General features: G+C 61.5%; 17 protein-coding genes. 14 read left to right on the top strand and 3 right to left on the bottom strand.

Annotated elements, in window-relative coordinates; genetic code table 11:
• Nucleotides 1-129: 129 nt before the first annotated feature.
• Nucleotides 130-1107, bottom strand: a complete 978-nt coding sequence (locus BV071_RS31575) for a sulfotransferase (RefSeq protein WP_035616195.1) — start codon at nt 1105-1107, stop codon at nt 130-132.
• 274 nt (nt 1108-1381) lie between these two features.
• Between BV071_RS31575 and BV071_RS31570 the strand changes: the two genes are divergently transcribed.
• From BV071_RS31570 to BV071_RS31560, 3 genes are read left to right on the top strand one after another with little or no spacing between them, the layout of a single operon-like run.
• Nucleotides 1382-2566 carry a hypothetical protein gene (locus BV071_RS31570; RefSeq protein WP_035616193.1) on the top strand — a complete coding sequence of 395 codons (1185 nt, stop codon included), beginning with the start codon at nt 1382-1384 and terminating at the stop codon, nt 2564-2566.
• Nucleotides 2567-2603: 37 nt separating this feature from the next.
• Nucleotides 2604-3401: a sulfotransferase gene (locus BV071_RS31565; RefSeq protein WP_035616191.1), complete on the top strand. Its 798-nt coding sequence runs from the start codon at nt 2604-2606 to the stop codon at nt 3399-3401.
• 5 nt (nt 3402-3406) lie between these two features.
• Nucleotides 3407-4624 carry a hypothetical protein gene (locus BV071_RS31560; protein WP_035616190.1) on the top strand — a complete coding sequence of 406 codons (1218 nt, stop codon included), beginning with the start codon at nt 3407-3409 and terminating at the stop codon, nt 4622-4624.
• A gap of 17 nt (nt 4625-4641) precedes the next feature.
• Here the strand turns inward: BV071_RS31560 and BV071_RS31555 are convergent, their stop codons facing one another.
• Nucleotides 4642-4908, bottom strand: a complete 267-nt coding sequence (locus tag BV071_RS31555; RefSeq protein ID WP_265595139.1) for a hypothetical protein — start codon at nt 4906-4908, stop codon at nt 4642-4644.
• Between the two features lie 217 nt (nt 4909-5125).
• On the opposite strand from BV071_RS31555, the gene BV071_RS31550 reads away from it, so the two are divergent.
• From BV071_RS31550 to BV071_RS31500, 11 genes are all read left to right on the top strand, one after another.
• A complete protein-coding gene (locus tag BV071_RS31550; RefSeq protein ID WP_035616184.1) occupies nt 5126-6643 on the top strand; it encodes an MBOAT family protein in 1518 nt (505 codons plus the stop codon).
• A 22-nt stretch (nt 6644-6665) separates the two neighbouring features.
• A complete protein-coding gene (locus tag BV071_RS31545; RefSeq protein WP_035616181.1) occupies nt 6666-8237 on the top strand; it encodes an MBOAT family O-acyltransferase in 1572 nt (523 codons plus the stop codon).
• Between the two features lie 12 nt (nt 8238-8249).
• Nucleotides 8250-9539, top strand: a complete 1290-nt coding sequence (locus BV071_RS31540) for a hypothetical protein (protein ID WP_035616179.1) — start codon at nt 8250-8252, stop codon at nt 9537-9539.
• A 311-nt stretch (nt 9540-9850) separates the two neighbouring features.
• Nucleotides 9851-10138 (top strand): DUF3892 domain-containing protein, encoded by a 288-nt coding sequence (locus BV071_RS31535; RefSeq protein WP_035616177.1) that lies wholly within the window; start codon nt 9851-9853, stop codon nt 10136-10138.
• Between the two features lie 89 nt (nt 10139-10227).
• On the top strand, nt 10228-10722 hold the full coding sequence (locus BV071_RS31530; protein ID WP_035616175.1) for a restriction endonuclease subunit S: 495 nt from the start codon (nt 10228-10230) through the stop codon (nt 10720-10722).
• Between the two features lie 12 nt (nt 10723-10734).
• A complete protein-coding gene (locus BV071_RS31525) occupies nt 10735-12225 on the top strand; it encodes a type I restriction-modification system subunit M (protein ID WP_035616172.1) in 1491 nt (496 codons plus the stop codon).
• Nucleotides 12222-13436 carry a restriction endonuclease subunit S gene (locus BV071_RS31520; protein ID WP_075091064.1) on the top strand — a complete coding sequence of 405 codons (1215 nt, stop codon included), beginning with the start codon at nt 12222-12224 and terminating at the stop codon, nt 13434-13436. Before BV071_RS31525 ends, BV071_RS31520 begins: the two co-directional genes overlap by 4 nt.
• Nucleotides 13433-14185, top strand: a complete 753-nt coding sequence (locus BV071_RS31515) for a Fic family protein (RefSeq protein ID WP_035616169.1) — start codon at nt 13433-13435, stop codon at nt 14183-14185. The genes BV071_RS31520 and BV071_RS31515 overlap by 4 nt, the downstream gene beginning before the upstream one ends.
• A gap of 41 nt (nt 14186-14226) precedes the next feature.
• On the top strand, nt 14227-15432 hold the full coding sequence (locus tag BV071_RS31510; protein WP_035616167.1) for an ATP-binding protein: 1206 nt from the start codon (nt 14227-14229) through the stop codon (nt 15430-15432).
• A complete protein-coding gene (locus BV071_RS31505; protein ID WP_035616165.1) occupies nt 15429-18689 on the top strand; it encodes a type I restriction endonuclease subunit R in 3261 nt (1086 codons plus the stop codon). Before BV071_RS31510 ends, BV071_RS31505 begins: the two co-directional genes overlap by 4 nt.
• On the top strand, nt 18682-19386 hold the full coding sequence (locus BV071_RS31500; RefSeq protein ID WP_035616162.1) for a SprT family zinc-dependent metalloprotease: 705 nt from the start codon (nt 18682-18684) through the stop codon (nt 19384-19386). The genes BV071_RS31505 and BV071_RS31500 overlap by 8 nt, the downstream gene beginning before the upstream one ends.
• Nucleotides 19387-19549: 163 nt before the next feature.
• Here the strand turns inward: BV071_RS31500 and BV071_RS31495 are convergent, their stop codons facing one another.
• Entirely contained in the window at nt 19550-20440 is an 891-nt protein-coding gene (locus tag BV071_RS31495; protein ID WP_035616160.1) for a hypothetical protein, read from the bottom strand.
• Nucleotides 20441-20628 lie beyond the last annotated feature (188 nt).

Below are 20628 nucleotides of genomic sequence, written 5' to 3'. Positions count from 1 at the left end.
TTGAACAGCCGGGAAGCCACCTAAAGCAAGGTCGCCGGCTAACCTGCCGCCGCAAGTGAGTTTGAGTCTTCCGCCTTTCAAATTTCGCGCTTCCGCGTGATTCCGCGGTTAAGACAGAGCCGCGCCCCCTCAGCGGAAAGTCACGTGATACCCCCGCCGCTTCGCCTGCTTGTTGATGCGGCGCTTGGCCCCCAGCGGACGAAGGATCCGCCGGTTCAGGACGCGGTTCGCATAGAGCCAATCGCGGATGCCGTCTAACAGGCCCAAGGGGACCTTGCCCTCCTTCATGCTCTGCGGAAGATCGTAGCCCATCGAGCGGAAGAACTCGGCGCGCTCGCCTCTGAAGTATTTCTTCACCCAGCCCTCGCGGTACCAATTGCGGATGCCGCCCTCCCATTCGGAGATACTGGCGGCGGAGACCTTCGAGTATTTCTTCACCCCGGTCGGGTCACCGAGCTTGCCTTCGTTGCCCTTGGCCAACTCCTTGTCGGCCACTTCAGCCAGATTCGGCATCCCGAGGTAGGCGCCGAGGCGGGCGAGCTCCTCCTGCGGGTTCGCGGCGAGATCCTCGTACTTCACCTGGTGCACCCGGTCGCCGTGCTTGGCACAAATCTTCCGGAGCTGGTCGATGCCATGGTAAAGATCGAGATCGAAGGAGTTCGGCTCCCAGTAGCCCTCGCGGAAGGTCGTGCTCATCGAGTTCATCACCGCCAGCGGATGCCGCCAGAGGACGATGAACTTGGCCTCGGGGAAAACCTCGACCAGTTCCTCTGCGATCAGGCTGTAGCGCGGGGTCTTGTCGAGGAAGTAGGGAAAGCCGCCGGCAAGGCCATTGTAGATCGAGACGGCCATATCATGGACGCCCTTCTTCCAGCAGGCGTCGAAGCCGCCCCAGGCCTTGCGCATGTCATCCATGGCGGTCTCGACGAGGGCCTCAGAGTAAGTCGAGGCCCGCAGGAGCGGATCGCCTCCGAGGCCGAGCAGCCGCAGCAGGAAGCTCGGCTCGCCCACCGTCTTGACGACTCCGCTGCCCATCAGGAGGCGCTGCAGCAGGGTGGACCCTGCCCGCGGCATGGAAAGAAGGAAGACGATCTGGGTATCAGGCACGCCGCAGGGGATTTGGGCGGCGGGTAAGGCTATGCGCAAGGGGAAAGTCCTATGGAGTGCGGCGGCACGGCGCCGCTCTGGCTCCGGGGGTGGCCCAGACTCTGCCGATTCGTGGTCCTTTCTTGCAGCATCACCGAAGCGTCAACCAAATAGCCACTTTCTGCCAATCCGTGGCCGCCTGCCACAGCATTACCAACCCGCAGCCAAAGCGGCGTCGTGCCGCCGCACGCCATAGGCCATTGACTTCCCGCCCCCGCAAAAGCGACCCTCCCGCATGCGGCCCCAGCGACTTTACTCCTTCCTCGTGATCGGGGGAGCGCTGCTGGCCTGTGCCGTCTGCGCGGCGGTGAATACCCTCGTGGATCCCTTCCGGGTGACCCCGGTCTCTTGGCAGATGAAGAATCTGGAGCCCTACAAGGACCTCTCCAGCCAGATCCGCACCGGGAAGGCCGGGTTGATCCGCTCCGGCCAGTGGCAGGTCGGGCTCTTCGGGTCCTCGCGGGTGGACAATGCCTGGAATCCGGACGCGGCGGGCTGGCAGGGCAAGCGGGTGGTGAATCTCGGCGGCAGCGGCGGCTTCATCTACGAGACGATCGGTGCCGCGCGCTACTTCTTGGAACGGCAGCAGCCGGAGTTGCTGGTAATCGGGATCGACCCCGGTGACATGAGCAACGACAACGACACCCGGCCGAAGTCGGACTACTACACCTCGCCCTACGCGCAAAAGGACGACCTCGACCGGGAGCTGCGCTACGTGGTCGGGCTTTCGACCTTCGAGGCCTCACTGGAAACCCTCGGCCGGGCACGCAAGCACAGCCCGGGGGAATACACCCCACACGGGTTGCGGCTGCGGCCGGAAGTGGCGAAGTCGCGCTCGCAGATGAAATTCATCCGCGACCAGCTCAAGACCGAGAAGGAAGACACCACCGGCAATATCGACAAGGACAAGGCCGAACTACTGCGCGGCTTCCTCAAGGACTGCGCGAAGGGCTCCTATCAGGTGGTGCTAATTGTGCACCCGGTCCACGCGCTCCTGCATGCGCGCTCCGAGGATGCAGCCAATCCGCCGGCGGTCTTCGAGGTTACACGGCGGAAGATCCTGGAGATCACCGAGGAAGCGAACGCGCTGCGCCCGGGTGGCTTTGTCAGCTACTGGGACTTCTGCAATTTCCACCCCGTGAATTGCGAGCTGTTGCCAGCGGACAAGCAGGGTCTCGACCGCATGAAGCACTGGAACGACCTCGGCCACTACGACGTAGAGCTGGGCGAATCCGTGCTGGGCCGGGCACTCGGCTGGGAGCTGCAGCACCCCGAGTGGGCCGACCAGGGACGCAAGATCACCCGGGACAATATCGAAGAGTATTTGGCATTTGTCCGCGAGGGCTATCGCACCTATCTCGCCGGGCCCGGCGCCGTGGATGTGGCGTGGAAGGAATCACTCCTAAAGCCTAAACCTTAACTCTCTTCGCTCCCAGCCCTCCGCTCTCAGCTTCTCCATGATCGCGCACCAAATGGTATTCATCGGCGGCTTGCACCGCAGCGGGACCTCGCTGGTCCATGAGATCCTGCGCGGCAGCCCGGAGGCCACGGGCTTCATCCAGACCGGCTTCCCGCAGGATGAGGGGCAGTTCCTCCAGACCGTCTATCCGCGCGCCAGCGAGTTCGGCGGACCAGGACGCTTCGGCTTCGACAAGGCCTCGCACATGGACGAGACCCACCCGCTGGCGACGCCGGCGAATGCCGACAAGCTCTTCGAGGAGTGGTCGAAGCACTGGGACATGTCGAAGAAGTTCCTGCTGGAGAAGTCCCCGCCGAACATCGTGCGGCTGCGCTACTTCCAGGCACTCTATCCGGGATCCAAGTTCATCGTGATCCTGCGCCACCCGCTCGCGGTTTCTTACGCGACGCGGAAGTGGAGCAAGACGAGCATCCCCGAGTTGTTAGAGCACTCGATCATTTGTTACGAGCGCTTCCTCAGCGACATGAGCCATCTCAAGCACGTGGCCATCTTCCGCTACGAGGAGTTCGTGAAGGAGCCGGCGCCGATCCTGAATACGATCACCGATTGGCTTGGCATGCCGCGGGTGGAGCTGAAGCACGAGGTGCGCCCGGATGTGAATGGCGCCTACTTCAAGACCTTCCGCGAGGAGCAGGGCTCGCTGCTCAACAAGCTCAAGCCCTCGTTCTCCAACATGCCCGAGAAGTTCGAGGCACGGGCGAACGCGCTCGGCTACAGCATCGAGGAGCCGGAGAAGCTGGTGCCGGTGTCCTGGCTAGGTCTGCACGATCGATAGAGCGGATGAAAGCGCGGAGCCGACAGACCCAACGCTATGCCCGGATCGTAATCGGGATCGCGGGGCTGTGCTTGGTGGCGGTGGGCTTGGCGAACACGCGGGTGAATCCTTGGCGAATCACGCCAGTGCCGTGGCAGAACTCCGCTTACGACCCTTATCGCGGTGAGTCGGAGCATTTGCGGACGACCAAGGCCGGACTCTTGCGCAGCGGCCAGTGGAATGTCGCCATGGTCGGTTCTTCACGGGTGGCCAATGCCTTCGATCCCAATCTGGAGGGATGGGGCAGCGGAGACTCGAACCGTGATGCGGTGGTGAATCTTGGCTGCAATGCGGCCTTCCTCAATGAGACCACCGCCATCGCCAAATACTTCGTCGAGCACGAACCGGCGAAGCTCTTGATCATGGGGATCGATCCGGGCGACCTGACCTCGAAGGTGGACACCCGACCGCTCTTCGATTTCGAAAGCTCGCCCTTCTCGCCGGATGCGGGAACAGACAACGAGTTGCGCTACGTCTTCGGGTTATCCACGCTTGATGCCACGCTGGAGACGCTGGACCGCTCGCGGCACAAGCAACTCGCCGAATACGGGCCGCGGGGCATGCGCCAAGTGCCGAAGGAGCACGGCAAGAGCCAGCTCAAGTTCATCGCAGGCACCATCACCACCCGGACCGAGCTGGAGACCACCGATGCCGCCGGCCCGGACCGCCCCCTGAACGAAGGCAAGCTGAAGAAGCTGAGGGCCCTGTTAGAGGAATGCCGGGATAGGAAGTGCCGGGTGATCCTCTTCCTGCACTCAAACCACGCGCTGATGCACGCCGAGGCCGGGCACATCGGCAGCGGAGTGATTCCGTTCGAGAAAGAGCGCCGCGAGCTGGTGAAGCTACAGGAGGAATTCCCGGAGATCACCCTCTGGGACTTCTGCAACTACCACCCCCTGAACTGCGAGCCGCTGCCGCTGGACAACCCGAAGGAAGGCCGGATCGAGCACTGGAATGATCTCGGACACTTCCACCCCGAGGTGGGCACCGAGATGCTGGCGCTGATGATGGGCTGGCAGCTCCCCCACCCCGAATGGCAAGAGATCGGGAAGAAGCTGAACGCGGGAAACCTGGAAGCCTACCTGAGCGAGGTGGGTGCCGGTTACCAGCGCTACCTGACCCAGGATGGCAAGCGGGACCTCGAGTGGAAGGAAGGCCTGAAGTCCGGCTCGGTGGAGAAATAAGCGCCTCCTCGAGCGGACTAGAACGAGGAGGAAGTCTTGGCCTTCTGCGGCGCTTCCCGCTTTGGGGCCGGTTCAGGACTGCCGTCACTGTGCACCAGCGTGTAGTCCTTGCCTTGGACCAGCGAGGGAGCCTCCGAAACCACCGGTGAGGTGGAGACCGGAATCAGTGGCAGGCTGGCAGCCGGGACCGGATTGCGGTGGGAAAAAAGCCAGCACAGCAAGGCGGCCAGCGAGAGGGCCAAGCCAAACGAGATCGTTGGACGGGGGGATGCAGCAGTTTTCACGGGGGATGGCGGGGATGGAGCGCCAAGGTGGAGGAACCGGGGGGGGGACGGCGGGGCGCGGACTGAGGGGGTCCGCAGAACTACGGAACACGGCCACGGGCCGAAAGGCAAGCTGATAGCAGGGCTGCCTGTAGGAAGCCCTGTAACCCTGCCCTCTTCACTCTCGACAAAGCCTCCCCCCGATTGGAAAAAGCGCGGCTCCGGCGCGACAGGCGGCATGCTTTTCAATTCCTACACCTACCTCCTGCTCTTCCTGCCGTTGGTGGCGATCGGGTTTCACCTGCTCCGGCACAGCAAGTTGAGGCTTTCGCTGGGCTGGCTGGTGCTGATGTCGCTGGCCTTCTACGGCTGGTGGAATCCGGATCCGACCCAGCCCTGGAGCCCGAAATACGTGCTGATGATCCTCGGATCCTGCACCTTCAACTACTTCCTGGGCAAACGCTTATCCGCCCTCAAGCACTCCGGCCCGGGCAAAGCGATACTGGGACTGGGAATTGCGGCCAACCTTTCGACCCTCGCCTACTTCAAGTATGCGACTTTCCTGGCGGGGATTTCCCAGAATCTCACCGGTTTTCCGGCGGAGTTGCCGCACATCATCCTGCCGCTGGCGATCTCCTTCTTCACCTTCCTCCAGATCGCCTACCTGGTGGATGCTTGGAAGGGTAAGACCGAGGAGTACCACTTCACGGATTACCTGCTCTTCGTGACCTTCTTCCCGCACTTGATCGCGGGCCCGCTGATCCATCACCGGGAAATGATGCCGCAGTTCGCGAAGAACAAGAACCGCGGCCTGCACTCGAACGACATGTCGGTGGGCCTGACCCTGCTGGCACTGGGCCTGTTCAAGAAGGTGGTCGTGGCGGACTATCTGGCGCGTACCTCCAGTCCGATTTTCGAACTGGCCGCTGGCGATGGCCGCGACCCAACCATGCTGGAGGCTTGGGCCGGGGCTCTGTCCTACACGCTGCAGCTCTATTTCGACTTCTCAGGCTACTCGGACATGGCGCTGGGCTCGGCGCGGATCTTCGGCATCCGCTTCCCGCTGAACTTCCACAGCCCCTACAAAGCGGTCTCGATCGTCGATTTCTGGCGGAGATGGCACATCACCCTGTCGCGCTTCCTGCGGGACTACCTCTATATCCCGCTGGGCGGCAACCGGAAGGGTCCAGGCCGCCGCTACGTCAACCTCTTCGTAACCATGCTGCTGGGCGGCCTCTGGCACGGGGCTGGCTGGACCTTCATCATCTGGGGCGCCCTGCATGGCGCCCTGCTCTGCGTGAACCACGCTTGGTTCGCCTTCCGCAAGAAGATGAGCCTGCCCGCGATCCCCAAGCCGCTGGCGATCGGGATGACCTTCTTCGCCGTGCTGATCGGCTGGGTCTTTTTCAAGTCCAAGGACTTCGGCGCCGCTCAGAACATGCTCTACGCCATGTTCGGCGGGCACGGCTGGAGCGGCTGGCCGCCGGACTCAATGATCGTGGTCAAGGACGACCGCGCCTGGAAGCCCATCATCGGCGGCTTGGTCCTGTGCTGGGCCTTCCCGAATACCCAGCAGTTCATGAAGCGCTACCTACCGGCGCTGAATCTCAAGGAGTTCTCCGACATGAAGGCTGGCCCGCACCGCTGGTGGCACTGGCGACCGACGGTTCCTTGGGCGCTTTTCACCCTCGGGGTGCTCTACGCGGTGGGTCGCGCCTTCGACAAGGTGAGCGAGTTCATCTACTTCCAGTTCTAGTTCCTGCACTTGCGGCGGCCCGATGCTTTTCAATAGCTACACCTTCCTGGTCCTATTCCTGCCGCTCACGCTGGTAGTCTTCCAGCTCTTGCGCCAGAGCAGCCAGCGGGCGGCCATGGTCTGGCTGGTCGCCATGAGCCTAGTCTACTACGGCTGGTGGAATCCCAATCCGGACCCCAATCAGGCCAGCGCCTGGACGCCCTTCTACCTGCTGCTGATCTGCACCTCGTGCTGCATCAACTTCTTCATCGGCAGATACCTGGCGGCCCATACCTTCACTGCCAAGGGGCGCGGGATTCTGGCCTTGGGTCTCTCGGCGAACCTCGGGGTCCTGTTTTACTACAAGTACATCGGCCTCTTCGAGCGGACCTTCGAGGCGATCACCGGCGGGCATTTCAATCTGCCGGATGTGGTCCTGCCGCTGGGCCTGTCCTTCTTCACCTTCCAGAAGATCGCCTTCCTCGTCGATGCCTACCGGGGCAAGACCAAGCAGTACGACTTCCTGGACTTCCTGCTCTTCGTCACCTTCTTCCCGCAGCTCATCGCGGGACCGATCGTCCACCACAACGAGATCATGCCGCAGATCCAGCGGACGGTCTCGCCCTCGCGGCGCTCAATGGACCTGTCGACGGGGATCTCGCTGTTCGCGATCGGCCTCTTCAAGAAGGTGGTCATCGCCGACAACCTGGCGAAGGTCGCGAACCCGCTTTTCATCCTCGCCGCCCGTGGTGACCGCGACCTGACGATGGCTGAGGCGTGGACTGCGGCGATCTCCTTCGGCCTGCAGCTTTACTTCGACTTCTCCGGCTACTCGGACATGGCGATCGGTGCGGCGCGGCTGTTTGGGATCAAGCTGCCGGTCAATTTTCATAGTCCGTACAAGAGTGTTTCAATCGTGGACTTCTGGAGACGGTGGCACATCACCCTTTCCCGGTTTTTGCGGGATTATGTGTATTTCTCCTTGGGCGGCAATCGGAAGGGTCCATTCCTGCGCTACTCAAACCTGCTGATCACGATGCTGCTGGGTGGGCTCTGGCACGGGGCTGGCTGGACCTACATTCTGTGGGGCGGGATGCATGGGATGTTCCTGTGCGTGAACCATGCTTGGTTCGCTTTTCGAAAGAAACACTCGATTAAAGCACTCCCGAAACCGGTGGCGATCGTGCTCACGTGCATCGTGGTGTTCGCGGCTTGGGTGCCTTTCAAGGCGGGCGGGCTGGAGCTCGACCCAGTGCATGGCTCGGCGGCGAGGGCGCTGGAGGCCACCAAGTCGATCCTGGCATCGATGTTCGGTTTCCACGGCTGGCAATCCTGGCCGAACCTCGCCTCGCAGGAGATCAAGATCGAGTGGTCGCAGCGGGCCTTCATGTGCCTGCTCATCGTCTGGCTCCTGCCAAACTCACAGGAGGTCATGCGCCGCTACCACCCTGCCCTCGGCCTGCGCGGCCTGACTGGGAAGACCGGCTCGCCCGGTCCGCGGCGCTTCTGGCAGTGGCGCCCGACCTGGCAATGGGCGACCTTCATCATCCTGCTGGTGGCGGGCTCGATCTACCAGTTCGACAAGGTCAGCGAGTTCATCTACTTCCAATTCTGACGCACTGAACCGATGCCCGGCCTGAGCCCCAAGCCCTACCGCCGCTTCAACCGCGTGATCCTCGGATTCGCGGCGGGCGTGCTGCTGGTCTTCACCGCCTTCAACACTTGGATCAACCCGCTGTGGGTGTCCAAGAGCCCGTGGACGGACGACAAGTTCGCCGAATACCGGCCGATTTACCGCCAGCAGCGCACCGGCAAGGCGGGAATCGCCCGCTCAATGCCGTGGCAAGTGGGCTTCTTCGGCTCCTCGCGGGTGGATATCGCCTATGACCCGATGCTGCCGCAGTGGCAGGGCAAGAAGGCCGTGAACTTGGCGGTGAGCGCCGGCACCTTGCCGGAGACCGCCGGGATCGTCCGCTACACCTTGGATCATTGCCCGCTGGAGACCGCCATCGTGGGGATCGACCTGGGTGACATCAGCGGCTCCGGCAGCGGGATCAAGAGCACCGGCTACATGGAGTCGCCCTTCAACCCGAAGGGTGATGCGGTGGAGCGCGAGCTGCGCTACGTGGCGGGGGTTTCGACCTTCGAGACCGCAGTGAAGACCCTCGGCTACTGGAACCGCCGGAACAAGCCGGGCTTTGTCCTGCCGGAATACACGCCGCAAGGCCATCGCCTGCGCCACCAGGACAAGCCGAACGTGGCCGCGGGAATCCGCCGCGACGCGATTCCGCACGCGATGAAGGGCGTGCGCCGACGCGACAAGATCGCTGCGGACAACAATGGCCGCATCCCTGCCGACCCGGAGAAGACCCGCCTGACCAAGCAGATCCTGGAGGACTGCAAGAAGCACGGCGTGGCGCTCAAGATCGCGATCCCGCCGAATCTGGGGATCTACATCAGCGTCTATCAGTACTTCGGCGATCCTGATCCGGTCTTCTCTACCGACCGCGAGACCTTGGTGAAGCTGGTCGATGACTCGAACAAGGCGCATCCAGACGCGCCGCCGGCCGAGATCTGGGACTTCAACGACTATCACGAGATGAACTGTGAGCCGCTGCCGACCACCAACGAGGCGCGGATGCATTGGTTCCTGGACGGAACCCACGCCCGCAAGGCCTTGGGCGACGTGATGCAGGCCCGGATCATGGGCTGGCCGATCGAGGGTCCCGGAGCGGACTATGGCGTGAAGCTCACCGCGGACAATCTGGCCCAGCGCTTGGACTCGATCAGGGCTGGCTACCAGAACTACCAGAAGGTCCACCCGGATGAATTCAAGTGGATGGTGGATGCCATCAAGAGCTACCAGACGAGTGGCAAGGAGGATGCGCCAGAGCAGGAGGGCGGGCAGGAGTTTTAGGTCCGAGCGACCGCGGTCAAGCGACTTGACCCTCAGCTGAGTCTTCTCTCTCCACACGCGCGTCTTCACGCACGATTAGCATGTTTGCAAAAAAATCCAATATTTCCCCTTGTCTAGCGAACACAGCTAATGCATGAATCAGCCGTCCGTCGAAAAAGAGAGCCCGGAGAACAAGTCTCCGAGCCCTTTTCGTCCGGCACCTTCCGAAGAAAGCGGCGGCCTCAGCAACTTGACCGTGAACTCAGAAGGGGCTGGCAGCAAGCAAAACCAGAGACCGGCAGGCGGGGCGCCGGGACAGACCAATTGTTACCATGTCCATCGAAGTCCAAATCCGCTGCATCAACAAGACCCACCGCCAGGCTGCGCACGAGCGCATCCAGAACGTCGGGGGGATCAACGACAACGGCACCCGCTGGAAGCTGAGCGTCGACGAAGCCATCGCCGGCATCGAAGCCAAGAAGTGGAACTTCTACGTGATGGAGGCCGGGAGGAAAGTCCGCGTCATTGTCGCGGTGAGCGCCGCTGGCCGGAAGTACCTGAAGACCGAGAACGACGGCGAGCAGCCGAACAATCTGCTCTCCCTGCCCGAGTGCCCGTGATCAGAACCGGCTCCATCGCCAGAATCCGCAATGGAGTCACCCTCCGGGGTCGTGACGCGAGCCGTCATGACCCCGCAGGGTCCTGCCTCATGATCCGGATTGGCGACATCTCCGACGATGGCGAGCTCGTGGCGGAGGAACTCCATCGCTTCGAGCCGGGCGGGAGTGTCAGCGCCGACCAGTTCCTGCGACCCGGCGACGTGCTGTTCCCGAACCGTGGCACCCGCACCACGGCACTCGCCTTCGAGCTTCCGCTGGAGAACGTGATTGTCGGAGCCCAGTTCTTCGTTCTGCGGCCGAACCAGAAGATGATCGACCCCGCCTACCTTGCGTGGTGCCTGCGCAGCACGGAGGCGGCCCAATACTTCCATACCTGCCGCCGCGGCACCTTGGTTCAGACCCTCCAGACCGCGTCACTTGCGGAATTTGAGATCCCCCTCCCTCCCCTGCCCGATCAATCCCGCATTGTCGAACTCGACCAGCTGGCCCTCCAAGAGCGAAAACTCTCCCGGCTGCTTGAGAAAAAGCAGAGCCTGCTGCTCCAGACCGCCCTTCAGCGCTTCGCCAAGAAGCAGTCCCGATAAGAACGATTTCCCATGGCCAAGATCAACCAATCCGAGATCAATGACGTCGCTTGGCGTGCCTGCGATACCTTCCGCGGCGTCGTGGATGCCGAGAACTACCGGAACTACATCCTGGTGATGCTGTTCTGGAAATACATGTCCGACGTCTGGCGCGACCACCGCGAGGCCTACCTGCGCGAGTTCGATGGCGATGAAACCCGGGTCGCCCGGCGCATGGCCCGCGAGCGCTTCCAGATGCCGGAGGGCTGCGACTTCTACAGCATCTATTCCCAGCGCACGACGACCGACATCGGCGAGCGGATGAACGTGGCGCTCGCGGGGATCGAGGAGGCCAACAAGGCCAAGCTGGAAGGCGTGTTCCGCGAGGTGGACTTCAATTCCGAATCCAAGCTCGGCCACGCCCGCGACCGCAACCCCAAGCTCAAGCACCTGCTGGAGGACTTCGCCTCGTCCAAGCTCGACCTGCGGCCCTCGATCGTCGGAGAGGAGGACGTGATCGGCAATGTTTACGAGTATCTCCTGGAGCGCTTTGCCTCGGATGCCGGGAAGAAGGCCGGCGAGTTCTACACCCCCGGCCAAGTCTCCAAGCTGCTGGCCCTATTGCTGGCCCCGAAGAAGGGTGACACCATCTGCGATCCCACCTGCGGCTCCGGCTCGCTGCTGATCAAGGTCGGCCTTCAGGCGGACAAGCGGGACTTCGCGCTCTTCGGCCAGGAGATGAATGGCACCACCCATGCGTTGTGCCGGATGAACATGTTCCTGCACGGCATGGACAATTTCCGGATAGAACGTGGCGACGTCTTGCGCAACCCGCAACTGATCGAGGGTGACCACCTGATGAAGTTCGATATCGTCGTCGCCAATCCACCCTTCTCACTCGACAAGTGGGGTCAGGACGCGGCGGAAGCCGATCCCTATCTGCGCTACCACCGCGGCATCCCGCCGAAGTCGAAGGGTGACTGGGCCTTCATCACCCACATGATTGAGACCGCCCGCGAGGGCAGCGGCCGGATCGGTGTGGTCGTCCCACACGGGGTTCTCTTTCGCGGCGCGGCGGAGGGAAAGATCCGCAAGAAGCTGATCGAGGACAACCTGCTCGAAGCGGTGATCGGCCTGCCCGCCAATCTCTTCTTCGGTACCGGCATCCCCGCCGCCATTTTGCTCTTCAACAAGGGGAAGACCCATGGCGACGTGCTCTTCGTCGATGCTTCCCGGGAGTTCAAGGACGCGAAGAATCAGAATGTTCTAACCGAGGAAAACCTCGCAAAGATCGTCGGGACTTACCGCGCCTTCGAGAGCGTGGAGAAGTATGCCTACCGCGCCACCCCACAGGAACTCGCGGACAACGATTTCAATCTAAATATCCCGCGCTACGTGGATACGTTTGAGGAGGAGGCGGAGATCGATTTGGACGCGGTGGAGCAGGAGATCAGCACATTGGAAACGGAACTCGCAGCAGTGCGGGCCAAGATGCAGGGATACTTGGAGGAACTGGGGACATGAAAGAATCTAAAGTGAACAGCAAAAAATCAATTTTGCTCCCTTCTTCATGGAGGCGCACGAAGCTCGGGAACATTTGTTCGAAGATTACGGACGGAGAACATCAGACCCCAAAACGCGCCGACTCAGGTGTCCTGCTGCTTTCTGCACGAAACATTACCAATGGCAAATTACGCCTCGATGAAGTCGACTACATTCCAGAAGCTGAATACGAGCGAATTTCCAAAAGGATAACTCCCCAAGCTGGAGATGTTCTCATTTCGTGCTCAGGATCGATCGGCCGAATTTGCCTTGTTCCGGAAGGACTGCGTTTCTCGATGGTGAGAAGCGTCGCCATTGTAAGACCAAACCACGAGGAACTGCTCGCAGAGTTTTTGTACCAAGAACTCTTGTCAGACGCGGTTCAAGAACAAATGCGCCTGGCGGCAGGCCAATCGGCGCAGACCAATTTATTCCAAGGGCACATTACCACTCTTGCCGTCAATATTCCGCCACTTCTGGAACAAGGTAAGATCGCCCAGATCCTCAGCATCTGGGACGAGGCCTTCGAAAAGCACGACGCCCTCACCGCAGCCAAGGACCGCCGCAAACAAGCGCTCATGCAACAGCTCCTCAGCGGCAAAAAGCGGGTGAAGGGCGCGGCAGGCAAGTGGAAGAAGATGCGACTGGGAGACTTGGCCGAGAATTGCTCCGAGCAGAACAAGAGCAAGCTAGGCACCGAACTCCTCCACGGCGTCACCAAAGCGGAAGGAGTTGTACCTATGAGGGAACATGTAAAGGGCGAGACTTTCCACCGTTGCAAGCTGCTCGAACACGACTGGTTCGCCTACAATCCAATGCGAATCAATATTGGATCTATCGCGCGGTGGCAGGGAAAGAAAACCGTGATGGTCAGCGGCGACTACGTTGTCTTCCGCTGTTTCGAAGATCGGCTCTTGCCTGCTTACCTCGACCACGTTCGCAGGTCCTGGATGTGGGAATCCTTCGTTACTAAGGGCGGCAATGGAAGCGTTCGCATCCGAATCTATTTCTCGGACCTCGCCGAGTTCACATTCCCCTGTCCGCCGATCGAAGAACAACGTAAGATAGCCGACATTCTGGATGCCTGCGACGAGGAGATTCGCCTCCTCCGCCGCCAACGCGAAGCCATCGACGAACAGAAGCGCGGCCTGATGCAGCGCCTCCTCACCGGCAAGATCCGGGTCAAGGCATGAACGCAACCATCGACCAGCTCAAGGCAACCCTCGACCAACACCGGCCCTTGGACCCGGCGATTGTCGCCAATCTGCGGGAGGACCTGATTGTTCGATGGACCTATCACTCGAATGCGATCGAGGGCAACACCCTGACCCTGCGCGAAACCAAGGTGGCGCTGGAGGGCATCACCATCGGCGGCAAATCGCTGCGGGAACACCTCGAAGCGGTGAACCACCGCGACGCGATCCTGCTGCTGGAGGATCTGGTGCGCGAGGCCGGACCGTTGAGCGAGTGGACGATCAAGTCGCTGCATCATTTGATCCTGAAGGGCATCGACGACGACAATGCCGGACGGTACCGGAGCGTGAACGTCCGCATCGCCGGCGCGGAGCATCTGCCGCCCGACCAGGTGGTGGTTCCGGAGCTGATGGAGCGCTTCATCGCCTGGTATCAGGACGAGGCCACCGATCTCCACCCGGTGGAACGCGCGGCGCGGGTGCACAGCGATTTCGTGAAGATCCATCCCTTCGCCGATGGCAATGGGCGGACCTCCCGGCTGCTGATGAATCTGGAACTGTTGAAGGCAGGCTATCCCGCTGCGGTGCTGCCGGTGGAGCGTCGCCTGGACTACTACGCCGCACTGGACCGCGACCATGTTCATGGCGATCCCGGGCCCTTCCTCGACCTGATCAGCGACATCGTGAAGGAGAGCTTCAGGCCCTACTTCCACGCCCTAGGCATCCCATTCGCTACAACTGGAACGTGAACTTCAGACCCTAGCTAAACCCCGAACTGCTAACGCTGCCAATGTCTCTTCTGCACCTCGCGCTCGATTCCATCTCCGAAGGAGACCTCCAGCGACTCGTCGACGAGCGCATTCCGGAGAGCAAAAACATCGAATACAAGCAGGCGCTTCTGTATGTCACCGACGAGCAAAAGCGAGAGTTCCTCAGCGATCTGACGGCGTTCGCGAACACGGATGGAGGCGACCTAGTGCTCGGGATCTCCGAAACCGAAGGGGCTGCCGGGGAACTGGTGGGCCTGAACAACCTGATCCCCGACGAGGCTCAAGGGAAGATCGAGAACCTGCTGAGGGATTTCGTCGAACCTCGAATTATTGGCGTGCAGATGCGAGCAGTCGCGTTGAGCTTAGGAAAGCATGCCTTGATCATCCGCATGCCCCGGAGTTTTTCGGCCCCTCACATGGTAAACCATCGCGGGGTGAGTCGCTTTTGCGGACGGAACTCCAACGGGAAGTATGACCTCGATGTGCATGAGCTCCGCCTCGCCTTCAATGCCGGCGAAACCTATGCCGAGCGTCTGAGATCCTTCCGACTAGATCGCATCAATCGCTTGGTGAGCGGTGAAGCGCCCGTGCAATTGTCGGGCGATCACCTCTTGGTGCTACATATTCTTCCGCTTGACGGAGTGCGGCGTGAGGGCCGTTTGCAGACCGAAGAACTCCGTAAAGCGGATCAAAATTTTCAGCTGAAACCCATGAATGCAGGCGGATGGGGGCAAACATTTAATTTCGACGGGCTTCTGGTCAAATCTTCGGACCACGACGGCAAGTCGAAGTCCTACGTGCAGCTGTTCAGGAAAGGGTTCATTGAGGCCGTCGAGACGCAATTGCTCGAACCTAGGCAGATGAGGAACGATGGCCCTAAGGCCAAAATCATTCCATCGATCGCTTGGGAGCAAAAGATCCTCGAATCGTTACCCGGCTACCTCAAATCCTTGGGTTCAATCGGGATACCACTGCCCTACTCCCTCAGCTTGAGCCTGCTGAACGTCCGAGGATTCTGGATGTATGCCAACCCATCACATTTCGTTCACTACGATAATGTAGCAATCGACCGCGACCACCTGCTCACGGAAGAGGTACTGGTCGAATCGCTCAACGAGCCGGTTGAAGCGTTGCTTCGCCCTCTGTTCGACCAAGTATGGAACGCGTGCGGTAGAAGCGGCTCGATAAACTACGATGACGACGGGAAGTGGAGGCCACGTCAATGATCCCCGATTTCAAAGAGGCTCCGATCAGCCAGATCCCGGCGCTGCGCTTCCTGCAGCAACTGGGCTACGGCTACCTGAGCACGGAGGAAGTGGCGGTGGAACGCCGGGGCAAGCTGGGCCGGGTGCTGCTGGAAGACACCCTGGCCCGCCAACTCCGGCGCCTGAACCGAATCTCCTTCAAGGGACGCGAGGTCGCCTTCTCCGAGGAGAACATCGCCAAGGCGATCGAGGCGCTGCGGGACATCCCCTTCGAGGGCCTGGTGCGAACCAGCGAGAAGATCTACGACCTGCTGACGCTCGGCAAGAGCCTGGACCAGGCAATCGATGGCGAGACCAAGGGCTTCACGCTGCGCTACATCGATTGGGAGAATCCCTGGAACAACAGCTTCCACATCGCCGCCGAGTATGAGGTCGCGCGCAGCGGCAGCCATGAAACGCGGCGGCCGGACATCGTCTGCTTCGTCAACGGGATCCCCTTTGCGGTGATCGAGTGCAAGCGGCCGGATGTGAAGCACTCGCTGGAACAGGCGGTAAACCAGAACCGGCGCAACCAGGAGAGCGATGAGATTCCCCAGCTCTTCATCCACGCGCAAGTGCTGCTGGCCCTGAACAAGAACGAGGGCAGCTACGCGACCACCGGCACGCCGCCGAAATTCTGGGCGAAGTGGCGGGAGATGAACGATGTGCGCGAGGAAGTCCGCGCCGCGGTGAACGCCCCGCTGCGCCCGGACGAGCATGCGAAGCTCTTCAAGGGTCTCTTCGCCTTTGCCAAGGAGGAGATTGAGGAACAGGCCCTGCACGGGCGCGAGCCCACTGGTCAGGACTTCCTACTGTGGTCACTGTGCCGGCCGGAGCGCCTGATCGAGCTCGCGGGGCGCTTCATCGTCTATGACGAGGGCGGCGCGGTGAAGAAGATCGCGCGCTACCAGCAGTACTTCGCGATCCGCAGCACGCTAGAGCGGGTGCGGCAGCGCGATGTGCTGGGCCGCCGCAAGGGTGGCGTGATCTGGCAGACCCAAGGCTCTGGCAAATCCCTGGCGATGGTCCTGCTGGGCAAGGCGCTGGCGATGGACAAGGGCATCCCGAACGCGCGGGTGGTGATCGTGACCGACCGGATCGACCTGGACGAGCAGATCTGGAAGACCTTCCACCAATGCGGCAAGGACCCGCAGCAGGCGAAGACCGGCAGCCACCTGATCCAGCTCCTGAAGGACGAGCGGGTGCCCGTGATCACCACCCTGATCCAGAAATTCGCGGCGGCGGCGAAGGAAGCGAAGAGCTTCACGGTGGACGACGAGAACCTCTTCGTGCTGGTGGACGAAAGCCACCGCAGCCACTACGGCGAGGCGAACAGCCTGATGCAGAAGGCGCTGCCGAAGGCCTGCTACATCGGCTTCACCGGCACGCCGCTGATGAAGGAGGAGAAGAGCACCGCGCGGAAATTCGGCGGCTTCATCGAGCCCGCCTATACCATCCGCGACGCCGTGGAGGACGAGGCGGTGGTGCCGCTGCTCTACGAGGGGCGGCACGTGCTGCAGGAGGTCAACCGGAAGGCGATCGACCCGATGTTCGAGGCGATGTGCGAGGGCCTGAATGAGGAGCAGAAGTCCGACCTCAAGCGGAAGTTCGCGGCCCGCGACGAGCTGAACCGCCTGAACAGCCGCCTTTATCTGATCGCCTGGGATGTGTCCCAGCACTTCGCGAAGCAGTGGAAGGGCACCGGCTTCAAGGGGCAGCTCACGGCACCCGGCAAGAAAGAGGCGCTGCTGCTAAAATCCTTCCTGGATCAATTCGGCAAGATCAGCAGCGAGGTGATCATTTCCGGTCCGGGGGAGATCGAAAACCCCGAGGAGCACAAGGAAGCCGAGAAGGACGAGAGCGTGGAACTCTTCTGGAAGGGCATGATGGCCAAGTATGGCTCCGAGAAGGAGTACAACCGGCAGATCATTTCGTCCTTCAAGAAGGGAGAGGAACCGGAAGTGCTGATCGTGGTGGACAAGCTGCTCACCGGCTTCGACGCGCCGCGCAATGTGGTGCTCTACATTGCGCGCAGCCTGAAGGAGCACAACCTGCTCCAGGCGATCGCGCGGGTGAACCGGCTGTATCCGGGCAAGGATTACGGATACATCATCGACTACTACGGCGTGGTGGGCGAACTCCACGATGCACTGGAGCTCTATGGCAGCCTGGGCGAGAAGTTCGAGGCAGCGGATCTGAACGGGACTCTCACCGATATCGAGGCCGAGCTGAAGAAGCTCCCGGCCCTGCACGATGCCGTTTGGGAGGTCTTCAAGGCGGTCGGCAACAAGAAGGACGAGGAGGCTTTCGAGATCGCGCTGGAGGCGAAGGAAGTCCGCGATGACTTCTACACGCGGCTATCCCGCTTCTCCCGGGTGCTGAAGATGGCGCTCTCCAGCCTGCGCTGGATCACGGAGACGGCACCGGAAAAGGTGGAGCGCTACAAGCGGGACGCGGCTTTCTTCCAGAAGCTGAGGGCCAGCGTGAAGCTGCGGTATGCGGAGGAGATCGACTACCGCGACTACGAGAAGCAGATCCAGAAGATGCTGAACACCTACGTGCAAGCGGATGAGATCATCCAGATCGTGGATCCGGTGAACATCTTCGAGCGGGAGGCCTTCCAAGCCGAGGTGGACCGGGCTCAGAGCACCCGGGCCAAAGCCGACACGATCGCGAACCGGACCAAGAAGACGATCACCGAGAAGATGGATGAGGACCCGTTCTTCTACCGGAAGTTTTCTCAGCTGCTCCAACAGGCGATCGATGAGTACCGCGCCGAGCGGATCTCCGATGCCGAATATCTGAGCCGAGTGATGGAGATTATGATCCAAGTCCGCGATGGAAGGGCCAAGGAGGCCCCCGAAATGCTGAAGGAGCGCGACCTGTCGCGGGCGCTCTTTGGAGCGCTCAAGGAGAAGATGTCAGCGCCGGCCCCGAGAAGCGCGAATACATTTTCCTCCACCCTCCGCGAGGAGCCTGCGGAATCGCATGGCGGACCGGAGGCTGCGCTGGAGCGGATCCTCGCCCAGGCGGCCTGCACGATGGAGGACATCATCCGCCGCCACGCGGTGGTGCGGTGGCGCGAGAACGTGGATGCCCAGAACCGGATGCGCAACGATCTGGACGACTTCCTTTTCAAGCTCCAGAAGGATCGTGGGATCAGCATCAGCTACGATCAGATGGATGCGATCATTGAGGCGGCGATCAGCATCGCGATTCATCGCACCGACGATGTCTAAAGCGGAATCTGTCCAGACAACGTCCGGCCTGGCACTGCTCAAGCGGACGGCACGCCGGACTTTGGCCATCAGCGTGCATCCGGACGGCGGTTTGGAGCTCAGCGCGCCGCTCGGGGCATCCTTGGATGACATTCTTGCCAAGGTCGCCAAGCGCGCCGCTTGGATTGCCACCCAACGCCGGAGCTTCCTGGGAATGAACGCGGAGCCTGTGCCGCGCCGCTATGTGAACGGGGCGAGCCACCGCTATCTCGGGCGGCAATACCGTCTCAAGCTGGAGAGCGGGAAGTCATCGAGCGTGCGGCTGAAGGGCGGCTATTTCCATGTGACAACCCCGCATCGATCTCCTGCGGAGGTGGAAGCGGCGCTGGGCGGATGGTTCCGCGAGCGGGCTAAGGAGCAGTTCTCTCGAAGGATCAGCGCATGGAACGATTGGTGCCGGAAGCATGGCCTCCCAGAGCCCAAGCTCCAGATCCGCCAAATGCCCAAACGCTGGGGCAGTGCCGGAAGCCAAGGCAGGATCGCCCTGAATCCTGAACTGATTCATGTGCCGTCCCCGTGCATCGACTATGTGATCGTTCACGAGATTTGCCACCTGCGGCATCCCGCGCACAATCGCAGCTTCTACCAACTCCTTTCCAGCCTCCTGCCGGGTTGGCGCGAGATCAAACGGCGTCTGGAAGAGGCGGAGTTTTCCTGAGCGGCTGTGTGATGGTCAGAATGGCAGGGACCTTTCTGCGAAAGGTCAGGCTGGGGATGCCTACAACCCAAAGTTCCAAGCCGGGCTCTGAGGAGGGGTGCGATAAGCCGGGCCGCGCGGAGCGACGGTCCCTGCCGTTTTTCGACAGCGCCTCCACGACCGATCACTCTTTCTTAGCGCTTGCCGCGTGGAGTTTGGTGAAGGCGGTGCGGATTTCCTCGGGGGTGCCGATCTTGAGGTGGATGGAGTAGTCGTGGCGGAAGCCGGGCTTGATCGTCATGGTGCGGATCGGCGCGAAGTAGGAGCAACCCATGCCTTGGGGGCCGGGCGGGCCTTCGTAGCGGTAGGAGGTGATCTCCTTGTTGCCGGGGAAATAGACGCCGAGGCCGCGGCCATCGGGGCCGATGTAGGCGGCCCATTCCTCATCGCAGGTGCGGGATTGGTTGGGCCAGCCGGGGATTTCCTCGGTTAGGGCCGCGCCGGTCCAGGGCTGGTCGCCTTTGTAGAAGACGAGCTTGGGCAGGGCGTAGTCCATGAAGACCGCCGGTAGCTCCTGATGCATGGGCGGATGCTCTTGCTGGCCATCGTAGCTGAAGCGGAAACGGATGGTGGCGACGTCATCGGTTAGAGTGATCCATTCTTCCATGCGGCAGTCTTCTAACAACTGGCCGCCGGCCCAATTCACGGGGATGCTCTTGGTGTAGAGTTCGGTGTCGGTCTTCTTCTGGTCGAGGAGCTTGGCGGGCTTGCCTTGGTAGTGGCCGCCTTGGACCGGGTTCCAACGCCAGGGCTTGTCGCCCCAGACCGAGCCATCCGGCGCGCCGTAGTAGGACTGCTGGATGAAGCGGCCACGGTCGGCGTGGTTGAGGAGGTTCGGGCCGTCGGGGAGATTGCTGAACCAGAAGACCGAGCCGCCGGAGCCGAGGTCGACGCCTAGCTTGATTTTGCCGTTTTCGAGGAAGGCGGTGTTGGAGGCGACTGCGGGTTCTTCGGCGGCGGCGAGGGATATGGTGGAGATGAAGGCGGCGAGGCGGACCAAGGGGACAAGGCGCATCCGGTCTAAACGCTTCCGTAAACGCGGGTCTTCCGCTGGCTTGGAAAGCCCGGACCCCGCGGAGGTGGCTTTCGGTAGGGCTGCCTGGCCCCAAGAAGCCGCGGGCGATCCGCGGGGACCTCAACATTCTTCTACGCTCTCGGATGATCCCCACATCGCTCGCGGCGCGCTGAGGCCAGCGCGCCCTA

This window comes from Haloferula sp. BvORR071 (genome assembly GCF_000739615.1).
Taxonomy (GTDB): domain Bacteria; phylum Verrucomicrobiota; class Verrucomicrobiia; order Verrucomicrobiales; family Akkermansiaceae; genus Haloferula.
Note: the sequence above shows the minus strand (reverse complement) of the source record. Positions and strands in the feature narration are given on the sequence as shown.